At 62.6% G+C, this 17,865-nt stretch carries 12 protein-coding genes; 7 read left to right on the forward strand and 5 right to left on the reverse strand.

Going from position 1 to position 17,865, the window contains the following annotated elements; translation table 11 throughout:
* The first annotated feature begins 1 nt into the window (after nt 1).
* Nucleotides 2–1,186: a BamA/TamA family outer membrane protein gene (locus NTU39_RS07050; protein WP_150665155.1), complete on the forward strand. Its 1,185-nt coding sequence runs from the start codon at nt 2–4 to the stop codon at nt 1,184–1,186.
* A gap of 4 nt (nt 1,187–1,190) precedes the next feature.
* Here NTU39_RS07050 and NTU39_RS07055 read toward each other — a convergent pair whose 3' ends face one another.
* Nucleotides 1,191–2,132 carry a CysB family HTH-type transcriptional regulator gene (locus NTU39_RS07055; protein WP_150665154.1) on the reverse strand — a complete coding sequence of 314 codons (942 nt, stop codon included), beginning with the start codon at nt 2,130–2,132 and terminating at the stop codon, nt 1,191–1,193.
* Between the two features lie 133 nt (nt 2,133–2,265).
* Between NTU39_RS07055 and NTU39_RS07060 the strand changes: the two genes are divergently transcribed.
* The 5 genes from NTU39_RS07060 (at nt 2,266) to cobA (ending at nt 7,264) form a co-directional block, all read left to right on the forward strand.
* Nucleotides 2,266–3,042 carry a sulfite exporter TauE/SafE family protein gene (locus NTU39_RS07060; protein WP_150577680.1) on the forward strand — a complete coding sequence of 259 codons (777 nt, stop codon included), beginning with the start codon at nt 2,266–2,268 and terminating at the stop codon, nt 3,040–3,042.
* 115 nt (nt 3,043–3,157) lie between these two features.
* Nucleotides 3,158–3,874, forward strand: coding sequence for a phosphoadenylyl-sulfate reductase (locus NTU39_RS07065; protein WP_257960055.1), 717 nt, complete (start codon nt 3,158–3,160; stop codon nt 3,872–3,874).
* A 130-nt stretch (nt 3,875–4,004) separates the two neighbouring features.
* Nucleotides 4,005–4,952 carry a sulfate adenylyltransferase subunit CysD gene (gene cysD, locus NTU39_RS07070; RefSeq protein ID WP_046291108.1) on the forward strand — a complete coding sequence of 316 codons (948 nt, stop codon included), beginning with the start codon at nt 4,005–4,007 and terminating at the stop codon, nt 4,950–4,952.
* A gap of 108 nt (nt 4,953–5,060) precedes the next feature.
* Nucleotides 5,061–6,362 (forward strand): sulfate adenylyltransferase subunit 1, encoded by a 1,302-nt coding sequence (locus NTU39_RS07075; protein ID WP_150665152.1) that lies wholly within the window; start codon nt 5,061–5,063, stop codon nt 6,360–6,362.
* Between the two features lie 95 nt (nt 6,363–6,457).
* The gene (cobA, locus tag NTU39_RS07080) at nt 6,458–7,264 is read left to right on the forward strand and encodes a uroporphyrinogen-III C-methyltransferase (RefSeq protein WP_257960056.1); all 807 of its coding nucleotides are present in this window, start codon (nt 6,458–6,460) and stop codon (nt 7,262–7,264) included.
* Between the two features lie 33 nt (nt 7,265–7,297).
* Here cobA and NTU39_RS07085 read toward each other — a convergent pair whose 3' ends face one another.
* The 3 genes from NTU39_RS07085 to NTU39_RS07095 form a co-directional block, all read right to left on the reverse strand.
* A complete protein-coding gene (locus NTU39_RS07085; RefSeq protein WP_257959556.1) occupies nt 7,298–11,749 on the reverse strand; it encodes a dermonecrotic toxin domain-containing protein in 4,452 nt (1,483 codons plus the stop codon).
* 299 nt (nt 11,750–12,048) lie between these two features.
* Entirely contained in the window at nt 12,049–12,732 is a 684-nt protein-coding gene (locus NTU39_RS07090; protein ID WP_150665150.1) for a hypothetical protein, read from the reverse strand.
* Between the two features lie 28 nt (nt 12,733–12,760).
* On the reverse strand, nt 12,761–16,363 hold the full coding sequence (locus NTU39_RS07095) for a dermonecrotic toxin domain-containing protein (RefSeq protein WP_257959557.1): 3,603 nt from the start codon (nt 16,361–16,363) through the stop codon (nt 12,761–12,763).
* On the opposite strand from NTU39_RS07095, the gene NTU39_RS07100 reads away from it, so the two are divergent.
* A complete protein-coding gene (locus tag NTU39_RS07100) occupies nt 16,353–16,583 on the forward strand; it encodes a hypothetical protein (protein ID WP_257959558.1) in 231 nt (76 codons plus the stop codon). The genes NTU39_RS07095 and NTU39_RS07100 overlap by 11 nt on opposite strands.
* Nucleotides 16,584–17,478: 895 nt before the next feature.
* Here NTU39_RS07100 and NTU39_RS07105 read toward each other — a convergent pair.
* Entirely contained in the window at nt 17,479–17,859 is a 381-nt protein-coding gene (locus tag NTU39_RS07105; protein ID WP_150665148.1) for a sirohydrochlorin chelatase, read from the reverse strand.
* Nucleotides 17,860–17,865: the final 6 nt, after the last annotated feature.

The following is a 17,865-nucleotide window of genomic DNA, read 5'->3' on the forward strand; positions in this document are numbered from 1 at the left end:
CGTGAGACAACGACCGGCGTTGCGCGCCGTCCTGACGTGGGCGGTGGTGGCCACGGCCGCGCACAGCGGTATTGGATTCGCCCAGACGCCGCCGACGGCTGCGCAAACCCCGCCTGCCGCACCACAAGGCTGGCTCGACCGACTGCTCGCGAAGCTGGGCGCGGCAGACAAGGTGGACGTCAGTCACGGCATGGACTGGGGCGTTATGCCGGGGCCGTTCTACAACCCCGAGATGGGCTTCGGCATCGGCGCGGCCGCTGTGGGTCTATATAAGACGCGCGACGCTTTACCGACCACCCAACTCTCCACGCTGACACTTCACGGCTTCGGCACGACGACCGGCGCGTTCGGCATCGGCGTCGACAACACCACTTTCTTCACCGACGATAGTTTTCGCTTCGTTATCGCGGGCGCTGTCGTGAACATGCCCACGCAGTATTGGGGCGTCGGTTACGACCGCGCGAGTAACGACGACAACCGTGAGAAGTACACCAAACGTAGCGCCTTCGTGCGTCCGACCTTTCTGTGGCGGCTGTGGCCCAGTGCCTACGGCGGTTTCGGCGTCGACGCCCACTTCGATTCCGCCGTGAATCGCGACAAGGGCGACGCGAGCGCTTTCGTAACAGACCCCATCGGGCCATATGTGCGCAGCATCGGTCTGAGCGCTAACTTTTCTTACGACACGCGCGACTTCATCCCCAATCCATACAAAGGACAGGCGCTATCGCTCACGACCACGGTCTACCGGCGTGCCTTTGGCAGCAGCACATCGTTCGAGTCGTTCGAGTGGGCGTACGACCACTACACGAAGTTTCGCCAGCGCGATGTGCTGGCGTTCGACGTCTATGGAAAGTTCAGTTGGGGAGATGTGCCGTGGAGCATGATGCCGACGTTTGGCGACGGCAAGCACATGCGCGGCTACTTTCTGGGGCAGTACCGCGACAGGAACATGCTCACGGCACAGGTCGAGTACCGGATGCATCTCGTCGGACGGCACGGCGTTGTCGCGTGGATCGGAGCGGGGGCGATTGCCGACCGCCCGGGCGATCTGGCCTCGGCGCACTGGCTGCCCAATGGCGGGGTCGGCTATCGGTTCGAATTCAAGCCGCGCGTGAACGTGCGCTTCGACGTGGGCTTCGGCCGCCAGACGCGCGGCGCCTATTTTCAAATCAACGAAGCCTTCTGATCTATCAAAGCTCGTAGCTTTCGTGCTCGCCGCGCAGCGCCTGTTCGACCAGCTTGCGGGTCAGGATCGGTGAAAGCAGCTCAACCATCGTGAAAACATATCCGCGCAGATAAGCGCCTTGTTTGAGGGCGACGCGCGTCACGTTCGTTCCGAACAGATGCCCCACCTGAATCGCACGGAGATTGCGGTCGCGCTCAGGGTCGAACGCCACACCCGCCAGAATCCCCACACCCAGTCCCAGTTCGACGTATGTTTTGATGACGTCGGCGTCGATGGCTTCGAGCACGATGTCCGGCTCCACGTGCCGCAGCGCGAATGCCTGATCGATCTTGGCGCGACCGGCGAATTGGGGGTCATAAGTAATTAGCGAGTACTTCGCCAGATCCTCGATGGCCACCGAAGGCAGTTGCAACAGCGGGTGATCGGGCGGTACGACCGCCACGTGCTGCCATTGATAGCACGGCAGCGACACCAGATCTTTATAGCCTGCGATGGCTTCCGTGGCGATGGCCAGATCGGCCTGATCGTGCAGCACCATCTCGGCGATCTGCGTCGGACTGCCTTGCAGGATCGACAGACGCACCTTCGGATAGCGCTTCTTGAACTCGGCCACGGCGTGCGGCAGCGAGTAGCGCGCCTGCGTGTGGGTGGTGGCGATGGTCAGGCTGCCCTGATCCTGAGCCGCGTAGTCCTTGCCGATCCGCTTGAGGCTCTCCACCTCCATCAGGATCCGTTCGACGGACTCGAAGATGATGCGACCGGGCTCGGTCAGGTTACGGATGCGCTTCCCGTGACGGGCAAAGATGTCCACGCCAAGCTCTTCTTCAAGCTCGATGATGGCTTTGGAGACGCCCGGCTGGGAGGTAAATAGCGCTTTGGCGGCTTCCGTCAGGTTGAAATTCTGGCGGACGGCTTCGCGCACGAAACGGAACTGATGCAGGTTCATTTGTATAACTTTAGAAAATATACAAACAATTTTTAATTCGTTTGAAGTATATAGCCTTTTCATTACAGTGGGTGCCACTGTTTCGATAACGTTATTCCCTACAGGCATTTAGGACCCACCAGGAACGTCATCCATGTCGCTGTGGCTCGAACCCCTTTCCGGATTTGGCGTCGGCCTGCTGGTCGGCCTGACCGGTGTAGGCGGCGGCTCGCTGATGACGCCGTTGCTGACGTTGCTACTGGGGTACGCGGCCCCCGTCGCCGTGGGCACGGACCTCGCGTTTGCCGCCATCACCAAGAGTTTCGGGACGGTGGCGCATCGCTCGCACGGCCATGTGAAGTGGCATATCGTGCGCCGGCTCACATTGGGCGCGCTGCCGGCGGCGCTGGTCACGATCCTGTTCCTCAAGCGCCTTGGCGGTATCGACGAGTCGACGCTGCACGTCATCAAGCTGACGATTGCCGCCTCGGTGCTGTTGACCGTGCTCTCGCTGCTGTTCCGCGCCAAATTGCTGGCTGCGTTGCGCGCGCATCCCAACTGGCAACTGACGGGCCGTGCGCAAACGATTGCCACCGTCGTGGTGGGCGCAGTGATCGGCGTACTCGTGACGATTTCCTCGATTGGCGCGGGCGCCGTTGGCGCGACGCTGATCCTGATGCTGTACCCGCAGTTGGAACCGGCCGAAGTCGCCGGTACGGATATCGCCTACGCGGTGCCGCTCACGGCGATCGCGGCGCTGGGCCATATCTGGCTCGAGACGGTGCACTGGGCACTGCTCGGCAGTCTGTTGATCGGCTCCCTGCCCGGGATCTGGCTCGGCGCGAAGCTCACCCGTCATCTGCCCGAGCGCATCGTGCGCGGTGCGCTGGCGGCGACGCTCACGCTCGCGGCAGTGAAGCTGGTCGGCTGACACCCACACAAAACAAGGAGTTCGCGATATGCGAAACGAATCCCGCTGGGAACCCGCCCCGGCCGCTGTATCGTCGACCTCGCCGTCGACCGTGGCCGATGCCGAGCATCAGGACATGGCGCTGCTCGACGAAATGGAAGCCGTGCTGGCCGAGCGCCTCGCCCGCATCGCAAGCAAGCATCGCAACGTGAAGTTCGCGAGCAGCCTTGCTGCCGAAGACATGCTAATCACGCACGTGATTTTGCGACAGCAACTGCCGATCACCGTCTTCACGCTCAATACCGGACGCCTGCACGACGAGACCGTCGGCATGCTCGACAAGATCAAGGCGCGTTACGGCTATGACGTTGCGCAGTACGCGCCGCAAGCCGACGCGGTCGAGAAGTACGTCGCCGATCACGGCGCGAACGCCTTCTACGAAAGCGTGGACTTGCGTAAAGCCTGCTGCCAGATCCGCAAGGTCGAACCGCTGGGCCGTGCGCTTGCCGACGCCGACGCATGGCTCACCGGTCAGCGTCGCGAACAGTCGGTGACGCGCGGCGAACTGGCTTTCGCGGAACAGGACGACGCTCGCGGCATCGCCAAGTACAACCCGTTGTTCGACTGGACGGAAGCGCAGGTGTGGGCCTACCTCACCGCGCGCGACGTGCCGGTCAACCCGCTGCACGCACGCGGCTACCCGAGCATCGGTTGCGAGCCGTGTACGCGTGCCATCCGCCCGGGTGAAGACAGCCGGGCAGGGCGCTGGTGGTGGGAGTCGCGCGATAGCAAGGAATGCGGGCTGCACGCGGGCAACCTGAGCAAGATCCCGGTGTCGGTGCAGTCGAACTGATCGACAGGGCCCTCAGGCAACAAGATTTAAGACGGTGTGACGCGATCAGGTAAGAACGCCAACGGGCGCGGCGGCACACTGGAATAGACCGAATCTCGGAAAACTCGGAATCGTCAAGGAAGGGAACACTATGGGTGCGATGCACGAAGTCGCGCAGGCCAATGGCTCGCGAATGGATCATCTGGACTGGCTCGAAGCCGAATCGATGTACATCCTGCGTGAGGTCGTGGCGGAGTGCCGCAAGCCCGCGCTACTGTTCTCGGGCGGCAAGGATTCGGTTGTGGTGCTGCATCTCGCGCTCAAGGCCTTCGGCCTCGGCCCGGGTCGCAAGACGCAACTGCCGTTCCCGCTCGTGCACATCGACACCGGCCATAACTATCCGGAAGTGATCGAGTTCCGCGACCGTCACGCCAAAGCACTCGGCGCTGAGCTGGTGGTCGGTCATGTGGAAGATTCGATTGCGCGTGGCACGGTGCGTCTGCGTCGCGAAACGGATTCGCGCAACGCCGCACAGGCCGTCACGCTGCTTGAGACCATCGACGAGTACGGTTATGACGCCATGATCGGTGGTGCGCGCCGCGACGAAGAGAAGGCCCGTGCCAAGGAGCGCATCTTCTCGTTCCGCGACGAGTTCGGTCAGTGGGACCCGAAGGCCCAGCGTCCGGAACTGTGGCATCTGTTCAATGCCCGTCTGCACAAGGGCGAGCACCTGCGCGTGTTCCCGATCTCGAACTGGACGGAGCTGGACGTGTGGCAATACATCGCCCGCGAAAACCTCGATCTGCCGTCGATCTACTACGCGCATGAGCGCGAGATTGTGCGCCGCAACGGCCTGCTCGTGCCGGTCACGCCGCTCACGCCGAAGCAGGACGGCGAGTCGAGCGAACTGGCGTCGGTGCGCTTCCGTACGGTCGGCGACATCAGCTGCACGTGCCCGGTGGCGAGCGTCGCGTCGAGCCCGGTGGAGATCATCGCCGAGACGGCCGTGACCGACATCACCGAGCGTGGCGCTACGCGCATGGACGACCAGGCATCGGAAGCGGCCATGGAGCAGCGCAAGAAGCAGGGCTATTTCTAAGGCGCGCGCATTCGTTGTTGCGACCGTTAGACCCTACCGAAAGAACATCGGCCCGGTCGGGCGACCTAAGTTGTCGCTCAGGGGCCACGCAATCGAGTTGAAGAGATCATGAGCCTCACCCCGCATCAGGAAGACCTCGGCGTGCTGCGTTTCATCACCGCGGGCAGCGTCGACGACGGCAAGAGCACGCTGATCGGACGCCTGCTTTACGACAGCAAGTCGGTGCTGACCGACCAGCTCTCCGCGCTCGCACGCGCCAAGCACAAGCGCACCGCAGGCGAAGACATCGATTTTTCGCTGCTGACCGACGGCCTCGAAGCCGAACGTGAGCAGGGCATCACCATCGATGTCGCCTATCGCTATTTCACGACCGCGCGCCGCAAGTTCATCATCGCCGACACGCCGGGCCACGAGCAGTACACCCGCAACATGGTCACGGGCGCATCGACGGCGCACGCCGCCATCATTCTGGTCGACGCCACGCGTGTGAGCGAAGTCGACGGCAAGACCGAATTACTTGCGCAAACCAAGCGTCACAGCGCCATCGTGAAGTTGCTGGGCTTGCAGCACGTGATCGTCGCCATCAACAAGATGGACCTGATCGACTACAGCGAAACGGCGTTCAACGCGATTCGTGCGGCCTATCTGGAACTGGCGCAGCGTCTCGGGTTGCAGGACGTGCGCTTCGTGCCGGTGTCGGCGCTCAAGGGCGACAACATCGTCTATGCGAGCGAGCGTATGCCGTGGTATCAGGACGAGCCGTTGCTCGATATGCTCGAATCGCTGCCGGTCGCGCAAACGGGAGGCGAACTGCGTTTCCCGGTGCAACTGGTAGCGCGTCAGGACGGCTCGCATGCCGACGACTTCCGTGGCTATATGGGCCGCGTGGAATCGGGCGTTGTGCGTCTGGGTCAGACGCTGCGCGTGTTGCCCGCAGGTCGTAGCGCGACGGTTGCCGAGATCGTCGGCCCGCGTGGGCTGCTCGAAGAAGCGTTTGCCGGTCAGTGTGTGACGATCCGTCTGACGGAAGACGTGGATGTGTCGCGTGGCGACACCTTCGTGAGTGCGGATTCGGTGCTGGAACCGTCGCGCAAGCTGGCGGCCGACGTCTGCTGGTTCGACGAAGACGCACTCGCACCGCAGCGCAAGTATCTGCTCAAGCAAGCGACCAGCACGGTGTATGTGAAGGTCGGCAGTGTGGACACGGTGCTGGACGTGAGCACGCTCTCGCACGGCACCGACAAGACGACGCTCGCCATGAACGACATCGGCCGCGTGCAACTGAGTCTGCAAAAGCCGGTGGCCGCCGACACGTACGATGCCAACCCGGCGACGGGCGCGTTCGTGCTGATCGACGAAGCGACGCATCACACCGTGGCGGCAGGCATGATTCGCGCATTGGCGGCCTGACGCACCGACCCTCGGCGACACACGCTTTCTCGCATTGCAGGCACATGGCGCGCACAGACCGCGCCGGTGCCCGCCCACTGAACAACGGCAGCATCATGACGACGACGCAATCGAAATCCGCCCAGCTCCCGGGCAAGGTGTATCTGGTCGGTGCCGGTCCCGGCGCGGCCGACCTGATCACCGTGCGCGGTGCTCGTTTGCTGGCACAGGCCGATGTGGTACTTCACGACGCACTGGTCGAGCCGGACATGCTCGCCCTGTGCCCGCAGGCGAAGCTCGTCGCGGTGGGCAAACGCTGCGGCAAACTCTCGAGCGCCCAGCACTTCATCAACAAGCAGTTGATCGATCACGCACGTACGCACGGATTGGTGATCCGCCTGAAGGGCGGCGACCCGATGTTGTTCGGTCGCGCGGACGAAGAACTGCGCGCGCTTGAGGCGGCGGGCATCGAAGTGGAAGTAGTGCCGGGTATTACGGCGGCGCTGGCGAGTGCCGCGACGCTCGGCCGCTCGCTCACGTTGCGCGGCGTCTCGCGCAGTGTGGCATTCGTCACGCAAAGCCGTGCGCCCGATTCGGCGGAGATTGCGACGCAAGCGTCGGCCGATTCGCTCGTGTATTACATGGGCCGCGACGCCGCACAACGCATTGCCGCAGAGCTGATCGCGGCAGGCAAACCCGCCACCACGCCGGTGGCCATTGTCGAAGCCGCAACGACGGTGCGCGAGCGCCGTGTGGTGCTCCGTCTCGATGAATTGGCGCAGGGCCTCGCTGCGGCGTGGTTCGACGCGTCCCAACCCAGTGTGCTGCTCGTCGGCGAGGTGTTTGCCGATGCCAACGCAGAAGCTCTGCGCGAATGGGTTCACCTGTCGCCGTCGGCGACCGCCTCGCGCGAAGCCGCCTGAGTCCGTGCGAACAACACCGGCCGGGCGTTGTCGCTAGATCCTGAACGCCTCGCGCACCGGTACATACAGATCGATGTCGCGGAACAACGGCATGTCGCCCAACGTTCGGGCGTCGATCTCGGCAACCTCTATCGCATAGTTGCCGCCCTCATTCAGAGGGATCTCGTATTCCGACGCCACATCGTGCAGATGCGTGTTCACCAGATTCGTCAATGCTTCACGGTCCGAGTGGGTCACGATTCCCACCGCCGGGTCCATGAATACGTATTGGGAATTGCCGGTGGATGACAGTCGTCGGCCAAGCAAAAGCGTGCGGCTTCCCGCCGTAATCTCGAACAGACGTGTGGTGTCCTGCGCCCCTTCGAGCATGGTCTCGAAGCGGGCGTCGGTGACGAGATTAGGCGGCGGGGGAAGGTAGGGAATGTCGCCGATGCCCAGCACGGCGAGGTCCTCAGCAAAGAGTTCGGAAGCCGACGGAGACAGTTGCGCATACGCGTTGAATTGATTCGCGACGGATTCGGCGCGGCCGTAATAGGCCGCGACGGCGGATGCGCGTAGCAAACCGGTGCGCAGATGGCTGAGATAGTGGCGAAAGCGCTGTGTGATCGGCACATAGAGAGCACCGATCTCCCTTGCCTGTGAGGGCAGCCGGGCGACGGAGATCGTCGCTGCGGCATCGACGGCATTCTGCAGCTCGTTGATCCGACCGGCGAGCGTGCCCAATTCCTCCGGGCTTCGTATCGTGCGATCGATGAATTGCAGCTTGAGCAGCCGGAGATCCGAAACGGTCACGTCAACGGGACTCGAACGCTGCGATACGGTATCCGAGTACGCACGCATGGCGTTCTCGAACAGCGGGTCGTGTCTGTTGCGCCAGCCATCGTAGCGTTCCAGAAAATTTTGGTCGATACGCCACCCGACTGTCTGCTCCTCAAGCACTGGTTGCAGCAAGTCCGCAGATGTTGCCACGTGCCATCTCCCCTCGGATCCCAGTCGCATGAACGGGGCGTCCGACGCTGCGGCAGACGAACCGCCGGGTGGAATCAGGCGAAAGTGTCCGACCGTGCTGTCAAACTCGACGTAAGCGCGTGTGGACGAATCGATCGCGGCGTACATGCGTCCTTCGGCGCGATGCAAACCCAGGATGAGTTCTTCACCAACGACGGGCGGTTGCGACACGTAGTAATTGAATCGGCGTGAGCCCGTGAAGAGGGCGAGTGCCGGGAACCGCGAAACCACTGCGCCTTGCGCCACGACGGCCGAGACCATGGATTGCCACGCCTGCGAGTGCAGCTTCGCATCTCCGGTCAGAAGTGCCACGCCTTCGCCGACGACGCCGACACTGAAGTCGACCATGGAAATGGCGGCGCCGACCGGTTGCACTGCGGGAAGCGCCCACGATGCGAAGCCAACCGCCAGATCCAGTTTCGCCAGATAGTCCATGGCCTTGAGTAACGCCCGCCGGCGGGGGATGTGCTCGTGTGCCCACCCACCGTGTGGCGATTGCGCTTCGTACACGGACGTCAGCAGGGTGAAGGTGTCGGGCTCGCTCGGCACGGCTTGTCCTGATGCATCGAGCTTTGCGTCGACAAGCCATTCGTCGTCGAGCGATGGTGGACTGAAGCTGCTTGCAAGCTGGCGTCGAGTGTCGTCGTCGGCGGTTTGCTGTTGAAACCAGTCTTCAAGCTTCGTCCGGCTTTCAAAACCGTGAACACGGGGGCCGTCAGGATACGCGGCAATCAGAAGTACCGCTGGCCGACCTTCAGCGCAGACAGCCATCAGCGTGGAGTTGCGCCCCTTCACATGCAGCCATTCGCGTTTCACTTTCGGCGAAACCACTTCGTGACTCAGCTGCATCTCGTAGAAGCGATTCAGGTCGATCGGGCCCGCGATACGCGCAGCCAGATGCCGCGCTTCGACCGAAAGTACACCGCTCGCGCGTTGTAGCCAGGCCTGCGCAATGAACTCGCTTTTGAGCACCTGACGAACCGTGTTGCGCGATGTCGACCAAAAATTTTCAAGGGCGTCGTAAATGCTCTTTTCAGGGGGGCCATCGGCCAGTTTGCTGACAATCGCGGCGGCGTCGGGAAATGGGCTGTCCGATGCCCAGTCCTGCGTTTCGGGGCGCAGCGCTCCTTCAGGCGAGCGTCTGAGTAGTGGACCTGTCGCGGTGGCGTCGGGCACCCGTAGTTTGTAGAGTAAGGATGCCGTGACGGAAATCGGGGCGGGAGAGCCCTCTATGCGCACGTACAACGTGTCCGGATCGGTGTTGCTGAGACCGGCCCGATCCAGCACGCTTCTTGCAAAGTCCTGTGCCATACGATGGACGTCCGGCATGGCCGTCGACAACTGCGCGCGAAGCACCTGAATGTGGCGGATGCTGTCGATCTGCGCCAATGAGATCACGGCACTGTGCCGCGACGCCGGAAGGCCTGCATCGACACGCTCGCGTCTTGCCGTTTCGAGTGCATCTTCCACTGCCGAGGTGGAAGCGCCGCTTAACCAGTCCGTGTATTGCCTGATCCTGGCGCCTGTTGTGACAGCCATGGCTTTCAGCGGGGCTTCGGCGCGAATGAGGTCGAGCGTGGCCCGGTTTGCCATCCGCATGGGATCGGCGAGCGGGACGGGGCTTAATGCGATAGGCGGGGCGTCGGCGAGTCCCGCACCGCCGACAGATCGTGGTAGCCGTTCGAGAAGCGTGTCGCGCAGGCCACCGGCATTTGTTTCGGTGGCTTCCGCCAGCTTCTCCGGCGATGCAAATGCACGCCAGGCTTGACCGTCGCCCATCAGATAGAGCAGGGTCAAGCCGCCTTGCGGACGCTCGAAAATGACGAAAGTACCGGCTGGGACCAAGGTTTGTTTGCGGCTATCTTGCGTGAGTTTGACGATAAGACGGCGCGACGTCGAACGCGACCCGAGCATGTGGAACTGGCTCGATTGGGAAAGGACGTCTCGCACCATAGTTAGCGCCCGATGGGGGATCAGTCCTTGTCGATAGGCCAGGGTCAGATCGCTCAATGCCAGTGCGATTTGCGACCCGGTGGTCAGTGTGGCGTCGAGCTGACCGGGCAATGATTCGGGAATCGACCAGGTCTGCTTTGCCTGGTCATCACATTTTTCCGTCCAGTGGGTGACGACCGCCCGAAAGCGTTCCGCGCTCACAAGCGTGGGATTCCCCTGTATCGCGCCGTGCGGGGAGCGCTGACACACATCGAAATAGACGCCCTCGGGCGGGTTATCGATGTCAAGTGATCCCGCACGTATCATTCGTGCGGCGTCGAAAAGCTTCCAGTAAGTCACATCCAGCAGACGCGTACTTCCCGGCACCGGTTTGTGGCGTCTGAGCACGATATCGGGCTGATCGACGCTTGGGAAATCCGGTTCGGCCGAAATTGTGGCGTTAAACAATTCCGCCTCGGTCGGCGGCGGGGAGAAGTTCATCAATCGATCGAACTTGACGTGTAGCGATCGATGTTCCGAGCCGCGGTTGTGCCAGCTATTGGCTGCGATGGTGAGCTGGTCGAGTCCCGGTGACATGGAAAAGAAGTCGCGCTGGTTGGCCGCGGCGACGGGCTCCGGTTCGCGCCACTTCGCAATGGCGAATTCGGCGGGGCGATTGTCAGGAACCGAAGGGGCTGCGGGAGCCGACGGATCGGGCGAAACAAGCGACTCTGCGAGGGCGCCGCTAAAGCGGAGTGGATCGCGAGGCATCAGTGCGTCGAACGCGTCGAACGCGTCGAATGCGTCGAACGCGTCGAATGCGTTGAGCGAACGCTCGGTCATGTCCATCGTCGTGTCCGACAGCCATTGCCATGCTTCGTGGATGGCGAGGCTCAGGCCGTTGACATCGAAGGCATCCGAGGTAGGAATGTCGGCGTTGCCGGGTGTTGAGGCCGCTTCGGGAGCCAGCGCTGCGCATGAGCCGATGCGTTCCGCCGAAACGATGGGCGTGATCGGCCAGCCGAGGATGGGCCTCGGTCCGATAGGCGGGACGCGGCTGAGCGAGTGGCCAATGGCCGAGCCGTAGAGCATGGCGACGGCGAAGCCGGTCCAGCCGCTTTGCCCGAAGTTCAAGGTCGGTGTTCGGGGGGAGGGGGCCGTTGCGTACGCTTGCATCGTTCGCGGATCCGACACGCCGCAGGTATGCCCCGAGCCTGCCCACCGAAACGCGTGCGCCCAGCCGATGATCTGTTCGCGCCATAGGGTGAAGTACTTCCCCCATGCGCTGCCGTGTCTTGCACTTTCCGGGGTTTTGACGTTAGCGCGATCCAGCGATCGGGACAGGCTGCGCAGTGACGACTCGCTGAGCGCGCGCTCGACGATGACTTCGACGGACTCCCAGGGGAGCCGATGTCGGATTTGCGCGGGCAGGCAGGCCAGCACGTAGCTACCGAGCAGGGGCTGGTCGTCGAAGAGGCGGGCGAACCGATAGACGATGTCGTCGTTGAGCGCTGAGAGATCGTCAAACGAAACTCGCTGGTTCACGAGCGAGAAGATCAGTCCGAGCGCTGGCGCGGATTCCGGTGATTCATCGAGCCAGTTGAGCGTGGCGTCTGCGACTTGCTGGAATTCCGAGAGACGTGCGAAGGTGTCCGGCGGGAGGTGCGACGCGGCAGGCAACTCGGGGTGCGCTGCCGGACTCGCAACGGCGGGCGGACTCGCGGAGATCGAATACATATGTCTGGCACTCCCGCGCGTGGCGCCTGGGGGGCGAAGCTGTTGACGAACGCGCAGCCACCATGTCAGGTGGTCGCGCGATTGTGTGTGTTGACGACTCTAGCGACTCAGTTGTCGGCCCCCGGACGAAGCGCGACTTGGTTGTCCTGGGTAATCTCGTTTTGCGGATCGCGGCCCGTGCCAGCCCACCGGAATGCCTGGAGTGCATGAATGGTGGCGCGGACTGCCGCGGCGATGTGGTCGCGTCCAAGGAAGCCCACCGCGACCAGGCACGCCACAAAATCCCTCCGCGTTTCGTGCTTAAGACGGTCTTGATAGACCTGCTCATTGCGTGCGAACCACTGCTGGATGTCGCGCAAAAGCGAACGACCGAATCGACGTTCGCAAACGTCTTGAACCGACTCTCCGCAAGGGCGGTGATTGATGGCGTGAACGAGTTCGCGAAGTGCGCTATCGACCTGGGTATCGGACGACATCGAGATGAGGTTGGCCAACACGAGGTCCCGTGTATCGGGCGCCCTGAGTGCTCTGGCGTCTTCTCTGCGCGTCAGTGCGCCGAGTGCAGCGTTGAACGCTGCGATATTGTTCTGCATTCGCTCCAATCGGTTCGTAAACCATTCGCACGTGCGGATCGATTCTCGATGTTGCAGCGCGCCACGCTCGACCTGTTGAAGCGCAGTGAAATCTCGTGAGATATCCTGGCGCATTGGACATGTTGAATTCGACGTCGGGGCATCGAAAGGGAAACACATATTGGCGGACGCCGAGATGGTCAACTCTGTGTGAAACATGCAGAAGGCTCCTCTGAAAATGCACTCCTCAAATATGAAGTGCGATGCGGATCGGGACAGGCTGTGTGAAGGGGCGGACGACATGAATATCGGCCAGCCATTCCAGGTCGATCTCCCTGATGTGGAAGGCGGTCGCGGCGTCCTCGAAGAGGGCGCTCAGGTGACTGCGCATCAGGCCCAGCACGACGGCGGCCTCGGGGTGGACGACGATGGCATTCGCCGGATCGAGAAAGTAGTAGGCTGGCACGCCTTCACGGCCGATATGGCGGCCCAGCAATAGCGTTCGGGCGCCTGCTGTCACCTCGAAAGCGCGAGTTGTCCCCTGCTGTCCGTCAAAGACGGTGTCGAGCGCTACCGCGCCCCGGCCAGCCGATGGCAGGTCCAGGTATCGGATCGTGATTTTTCCCAATTGGCTCAGGTCAGCTACCAGCCACGCCGACAATTCCGGAACCAGTCGCGCCTGCTGATTGAAAAGCCTCACCATCGACTCGATCGAGTATCGGTAGGGAACGAGCGCACAGGCGCGTAGCAGGCCCATCCGAACATGCCCCACGTACATGCGGGGACTTTGTGTGACGCCGAGGTAGGTGGCGCCTAGGCGACGCGCGTCCTCGGCCATCGGGCTAAGCGCGACTGTCTCCGCCGCATCCACGGCGTTTTGCAGGTAGGCGATGCGTCCGGCGAGCTTGCCGAGTACCTCAGGGTTGGATTGCGCAGGGTTCAGGAAGTCGAGCTTGAGCAAGCGCAATTGCCACGACAACGGCATGGTGGTCTGCGTCGTATCCACGGTAGTTACCGAGCGTCGGGCGATGTCGAAGTCTGGCGTGCGGGCGTCGCGCAACGTGGCGTAGCGCGAGCGAAACGCCTGGTCGATGCGCCAGGCAGTATGCGGATCGTCGAGGACGGGCGGGACAGATTTGGATGCCGAGACAACATGCCACTCCCCCGCAGGCGACATATGCATGAGCGGAGCATCGGTGTCCTCGACATCCGACGATGCTTCCGGCGTCATACGGAAGAAGCCCGTCGACTCATCGAACCTGATATACGCCCGGGTCTCGGCGTCGATGGCGGCATAAAATCTATCGCCGATCCGATGCAGCCCGACAATCGTCCTATCCGCTGCGACCGGCGCTTGTGAGATGAAGTACCTGTAGCGCAGGTCTCCGGTGACGAACAACTTGGCCTTGAAATTCGCAGCGGCCAGACCCTGTGCACCGATCGCAGACAAAATGGATTGCCACCCCTGCTGGAACAGGTCCTCGTTGTGGGTGACTGCGCCGACACCGATTCCGGTGAGGCCGATGCCCGCGTCAATCATGGAGTAGATCGTGCTTACCGGGCGAGCAAACGGGAGAAACCAGGTGCCCAGGCCGAAAGCGACGTCGATTTTCGAGAAGGTGTCCATGATGGCCAGGAAGGGGGCGGCCGCAGGCGTGTCGTCGGGTGTGGTGTTCGGTTGTTGTTGGCGCGCCTCGTATGCCGATGCCACGGCTGTGAACGTGTCGACGGGCTGCGCGTCGCTCATGCGCTGTGCGTCGAGCGTGGCCTTCTCATGCCATGAGGGGGCGGCAGGGCGTTGGCCGACGAACGTACCGGCGATGCGCTCGCGTGACGTCTCGTCGCGCATCTGCTCGCGAAACCAGACCGCCATGCGGTCGCGATCGTCGAAACCATAGACACGCAAGCCCTCTGCATAGGGCGCGATCAGCAGGCATGGTGATCGGCCGACGATGGAGACTCGCATCAGGCTCGTCGTCGTTCCACCGATGCGCAGCCATTCCCGCTCGACGTTCGGCTCGCCGATCTCACGCTCGAGTTCTGTGCCATCGAGACGAGCGAGTTCAATCGGCCCCGCGATTCGCGCGGCAATATGCGCCTGATCGACGGGCATTTTGCGTTGCGCACGCAATAGCCACACCTGCGCAATGAACTCCGCCTTGAGTACCTTGCGCACGTTGGCCCGCGACGTCTCCCAGAAATGCGTGGCGGCGTCCCGGAACGCGCTACGCACACCCTCCTCCCATGATTTGTCGAGTACCTTGCTAGCCATTGTCGGCGAGGCCCGCGATGCGCCCAGAGGGGTCGCAACTCTGTATCGGCCGCCAGCATCGCGCACGAGCAGCGGAAAATCCCACCACGGCGCTTCGAACGATGTCGAGCGCAATACGGCATCGGTGAGCGTCAGGGTTTCCCGATGAGCCAGTTTGACGTAAATCTGATCGGGATCGTGGGGGTGGAAGCCTGCCCGTCCGAGTCGGTCCTTGAGATGTCGCCGTGTGATCCGCTTAATCTGTGGAACCGCCATCGACAGGTCGAATCGCAGCATTTCCAAACGAGAAATTCTTACAACATCGTTGAGTGTGATATCGGTCGGCCGCCCCGGCAGCGCGATGTCCGCGTGGGCGCAGTCGCGCCGAAATGTGTCCAGTCCCTGTTCCATCCCCTGCGTGCTCGTACCGGACAACCATTTGCCGTATTGCGTGATGCGCGCAGCGGTGTCGCGCTGTATGGCCTGGAGTGCGCCGTCAGCTTTGATGACGTCGAGGGTCGCCTGGGATGCGATCTGAAGTGGCAGGTCAACGTTTGTTTCGCGCAACGTCACTAGCGCTACGCTTTTTGCGGCTTGGTCGCGCAACGGGATCGGCAGTCTTTCACTGAGCGTGGCGCGCAGCGCCAGCGTGTCGCTATCGATAGCGTCGAAAAAGGCCTCGTACGAGGCGAAAGCGCGCCATGCCGGTGCGTGGCCCTGGAGGTACAGCAATGTGACGCCGTTTCCGGACGGCTTGCCGATCACGCACGTTCCGGCGGGGGCCGCGACATGGTCCTGACCGTCCCTGTAAATCGTCAATTCGAGCCGGTGCGCCAAAAATGCGGGCATCGACGGATCGTTCGAGAGCGTTGCGTTGGTGAGCGCCGCATGTGCGAGATAAAACGCCTCATTCGAGATCAGCCCATTAACGTAGGACAGTGTCAGATCGCTGAGGGCAAGCGTGGAGATAGTGACGTTCGTGAGGTGGGACGTTGCAATCGTCTCGAATTCGGCGGGGGGCTGCCATGTCCGGGCGACCCGCTCGCGGCACGCCGCTTCCCACTGTGTGACGATGCTGTCGAAGCGGTCTGCCGCCATGACCGTCGGAGATTCGTACACTGCGCCGGGGCGGGTTTCCAGACTGATGTCGAAAGTCTCCCCCTGCGTGGGCTGCCCGATATTCAGTCGGCGATCACGAACCTGCTGGGCGCCGTCTTGAAGAGACCAGTGCGTCACCTGCCTGATTCTCGATTGATCTGTCGGTGCGTGGCGTCTGAGACGGAGATCGCTCAACTCGAAGCCGGTGAACTCAGTGACGTTCGTGAATTGCCTACGCAGCAATTCCGCCTCGTTCGGCGGCGGCGAAAACGTCAGCAACGGAGAAAATGTGCTGGAAAGCGCCTTATGCGTCGCTGCACGGTGTCGCCAGAAATGCGCTGTGTTGATCAGACGTTGCAATTCGGGGGACGGCGACATGTCGGGGAGCGCGGGCGGCGGCGCGGCCGTCGCAGGCAAGTCGGCGGCGGTCGTCGGGAACATCAGCGGCGGGGGAAACAGGAGCCGATCGAGCGCGTGGGGGAGATGCTCGATGACCGGCATGGCGGTGTCCATGACGAAGCGTTCGACGCTGCCGACGATGTGTTCCAGCCGACCGAGGACTGACTGCGTCGATTCCGCGACGGGACTGTCGGGTTGGCGCGTGCATGTCCCCGTGGCGGACCATTCGAAGTCGACGTCGATGTTGGGGGGCGGCGATCGATATCGGGTCAGCGAGGGCGGCAAGTCGGGACGGGTGACGTGGCAGATCGATGAGGCGTAAAGAATTCCGAGTACGTATCCGGTCGCCCCGGCGCGGCCGAAATCGAATGTGCGCACATTGACGGGCGGTGGCGGTGACGAGGTGAGCATCATCCGAGTGATGCCGTTCGATGCACGCACGCCGCTACCGAGCAACAGGAAGTCCTGACATGCGTCGACAATCGACTGACGCCACCGGCAGAAGTGTCGGCTCCACGCGCCGCCGTAATGGCACGTTTCCGGTAGTGAACCCTTGGCGCGCGCCACGGACCGTTCGAGATCGCGTAAGGCGGACGCACCGAGGAGCGCATGGCAAACGTCTTCGACGCTTTCCCAGGGGGCGCGCCGTGCAAGTCGACCCGGCAACGTGTCCAGAAGGTAGGTCGTCAGCCACGGACGCGTGTCGAACGCGTACGCCAGGTGGTCGAGGAGGCCATCGGTCAACGCCGCCAGATCGGCTGGGCAGACACCTTCCTCCGCGAGCCGTAGCATGAAACCGAGCGCCGGTTGTGCCTCCGGGGATTCGTCGAGAATTGTCCGGGCGCTTGTCGCCAGTCTGTCGAAGTGGGTGACGCTTCTCAGGACGGTGGCATGCCCAGCGTCGACCATCGCATCGTCCCGATACGGAAGGACAACTGATGTGCCTGATGTGTCGGCGGCTCTTGAATACATGCCAGGACTCCCGTCGAAAAGGGACTACCGTGCAGTGCTATGGAACCGGCGCCAAGCGTGAGAGCTTGGGGGGTGATCGAAATGAGATAAAAATGGCCCACCGGTCGCGAGACATCAGTTTGGCGGCGCGGCCCTTGCAACGACTTGCAGATTGCGTTCAAAGGCCCGAAGTTGGGCGCGGCCGGAAATGGCGTGAGGGGAAGGTGAGGCGGGGAGCCGGGGAGGCGAGGATGCGGGACTGACGCTCAGGCGCGCGGCAGTTCGTTAGCGCAGTACACGGCGAGTGCCTGAAGCACCGCATCGTCTTCGCCCACGGCGGCGCTCAGACGTAAGGTGATGCCGGGGTGCGCGCTGCGACAGGCATCGGCGAGCAGCGGTAGATCGCGCCGGACGTGACCGCCCTGGCCTAGAAACACCGGAACGACGGTGACGTCCCGACAGCCTTGCGAGACGAGATCGGCGACGGCGTCGGCCAGATTCGGCGTCATCAGTTCGAGAAACGCGAGCCGGACATCGGCGTCCGGGCGCTGCGCGATCAGCTTGTCGCGCAGACGCTCGAACGGTTCGGCCCAGCGCGGGTCGCGCGAGCCGTGGGCAAAGAGAACGACGCCGGGTTTGCCGTGCATCGATGC

It is taken from the genome of Pandoraea commovens (assembly GCF_024704525.1).
GTDB classification, from domain to species: domain Bacteria; phylum Pseudomonadota; class Gammaproteobacteria; order Burkholderiales; family Burkholderiaceae; genus Pandoraea; species Pandoraea commovens.

Excerpts from the sequence above, each read along its gene's own strand:
- cysD (WP_046291108.1), top strand. The coding sequence starts at position 4,005 with ATGGGTGCGATGCACGAAGTCGCGCAGGCCAATGGCTCGCGAATGGAT.
- NTU39_RS07075 (WP_150665152.1), top strand. The coding sequence starts at position 5,061 with ATGAGCCTCACCCCGCATCAGGAAGACCTCGGCGTGCTGCGTTTCATC.
- NTU39_RS07055 (WP_150665154.1), bottom strand. The coding sequence starts at position 2,132 with ATGAACCTGCATCAGTTCCGTTTCGTGCGCGAAGCCGTCCGCCAGAAT.
- cobA (WP_257960056.1), top strand. The coding sequence starts at position 6,458 with ATGACGACGACGCAATCGAAATCCGCCCAGCTCCCGGGCAAGGTGTAT.
- NTU39_RS07060 (WP_150577680.1), top strand. The coding sequence starts at position 2,266 with ATGTCGCTGTGGCTCGAACCCCTTTCCGGATTTGGCGTCGGCCTGCTG.
- NTU39_RS07105 (WP_150665148.1), bottom strand. The coding sequence starts at position 17,859 with ATGCACGGCAAACCCGGCGTCGTTCTCTTTGCCCACGGCTCGCGCGAC.
- NTU39_RS07065 (WP_257960055.1), top strand. The coding sequence starts at position 3,158 with ATGGCGCTGCTCGACGAAATGGAAGCCGTGCTGGCCGAGCGCCTCGCC.
- NTU39_RS07095 (WP_257959557.1), bottom strand. The coding sequence starts at position 16,363 with ATGCCGGTCATCGAGCATCTCCCCCACGCGCTCGATCGGCTCCTGTTT.
- NTU39_RS07100 (WP_257959558.1), top strand. The coding sequence starts at position 16,353 with ATGACCGGCATGGCGGTGTCCATGACGAAGCGTTCGACGCTGCCGACG.
- NTU39_RS07090 (WP_150665150.1), bottom strand. The coding sequence starts at position 12,732 with ATGTTTCACACAGAGTTGACCATCTCGGCGTCCGCCAATATGTGTTTC.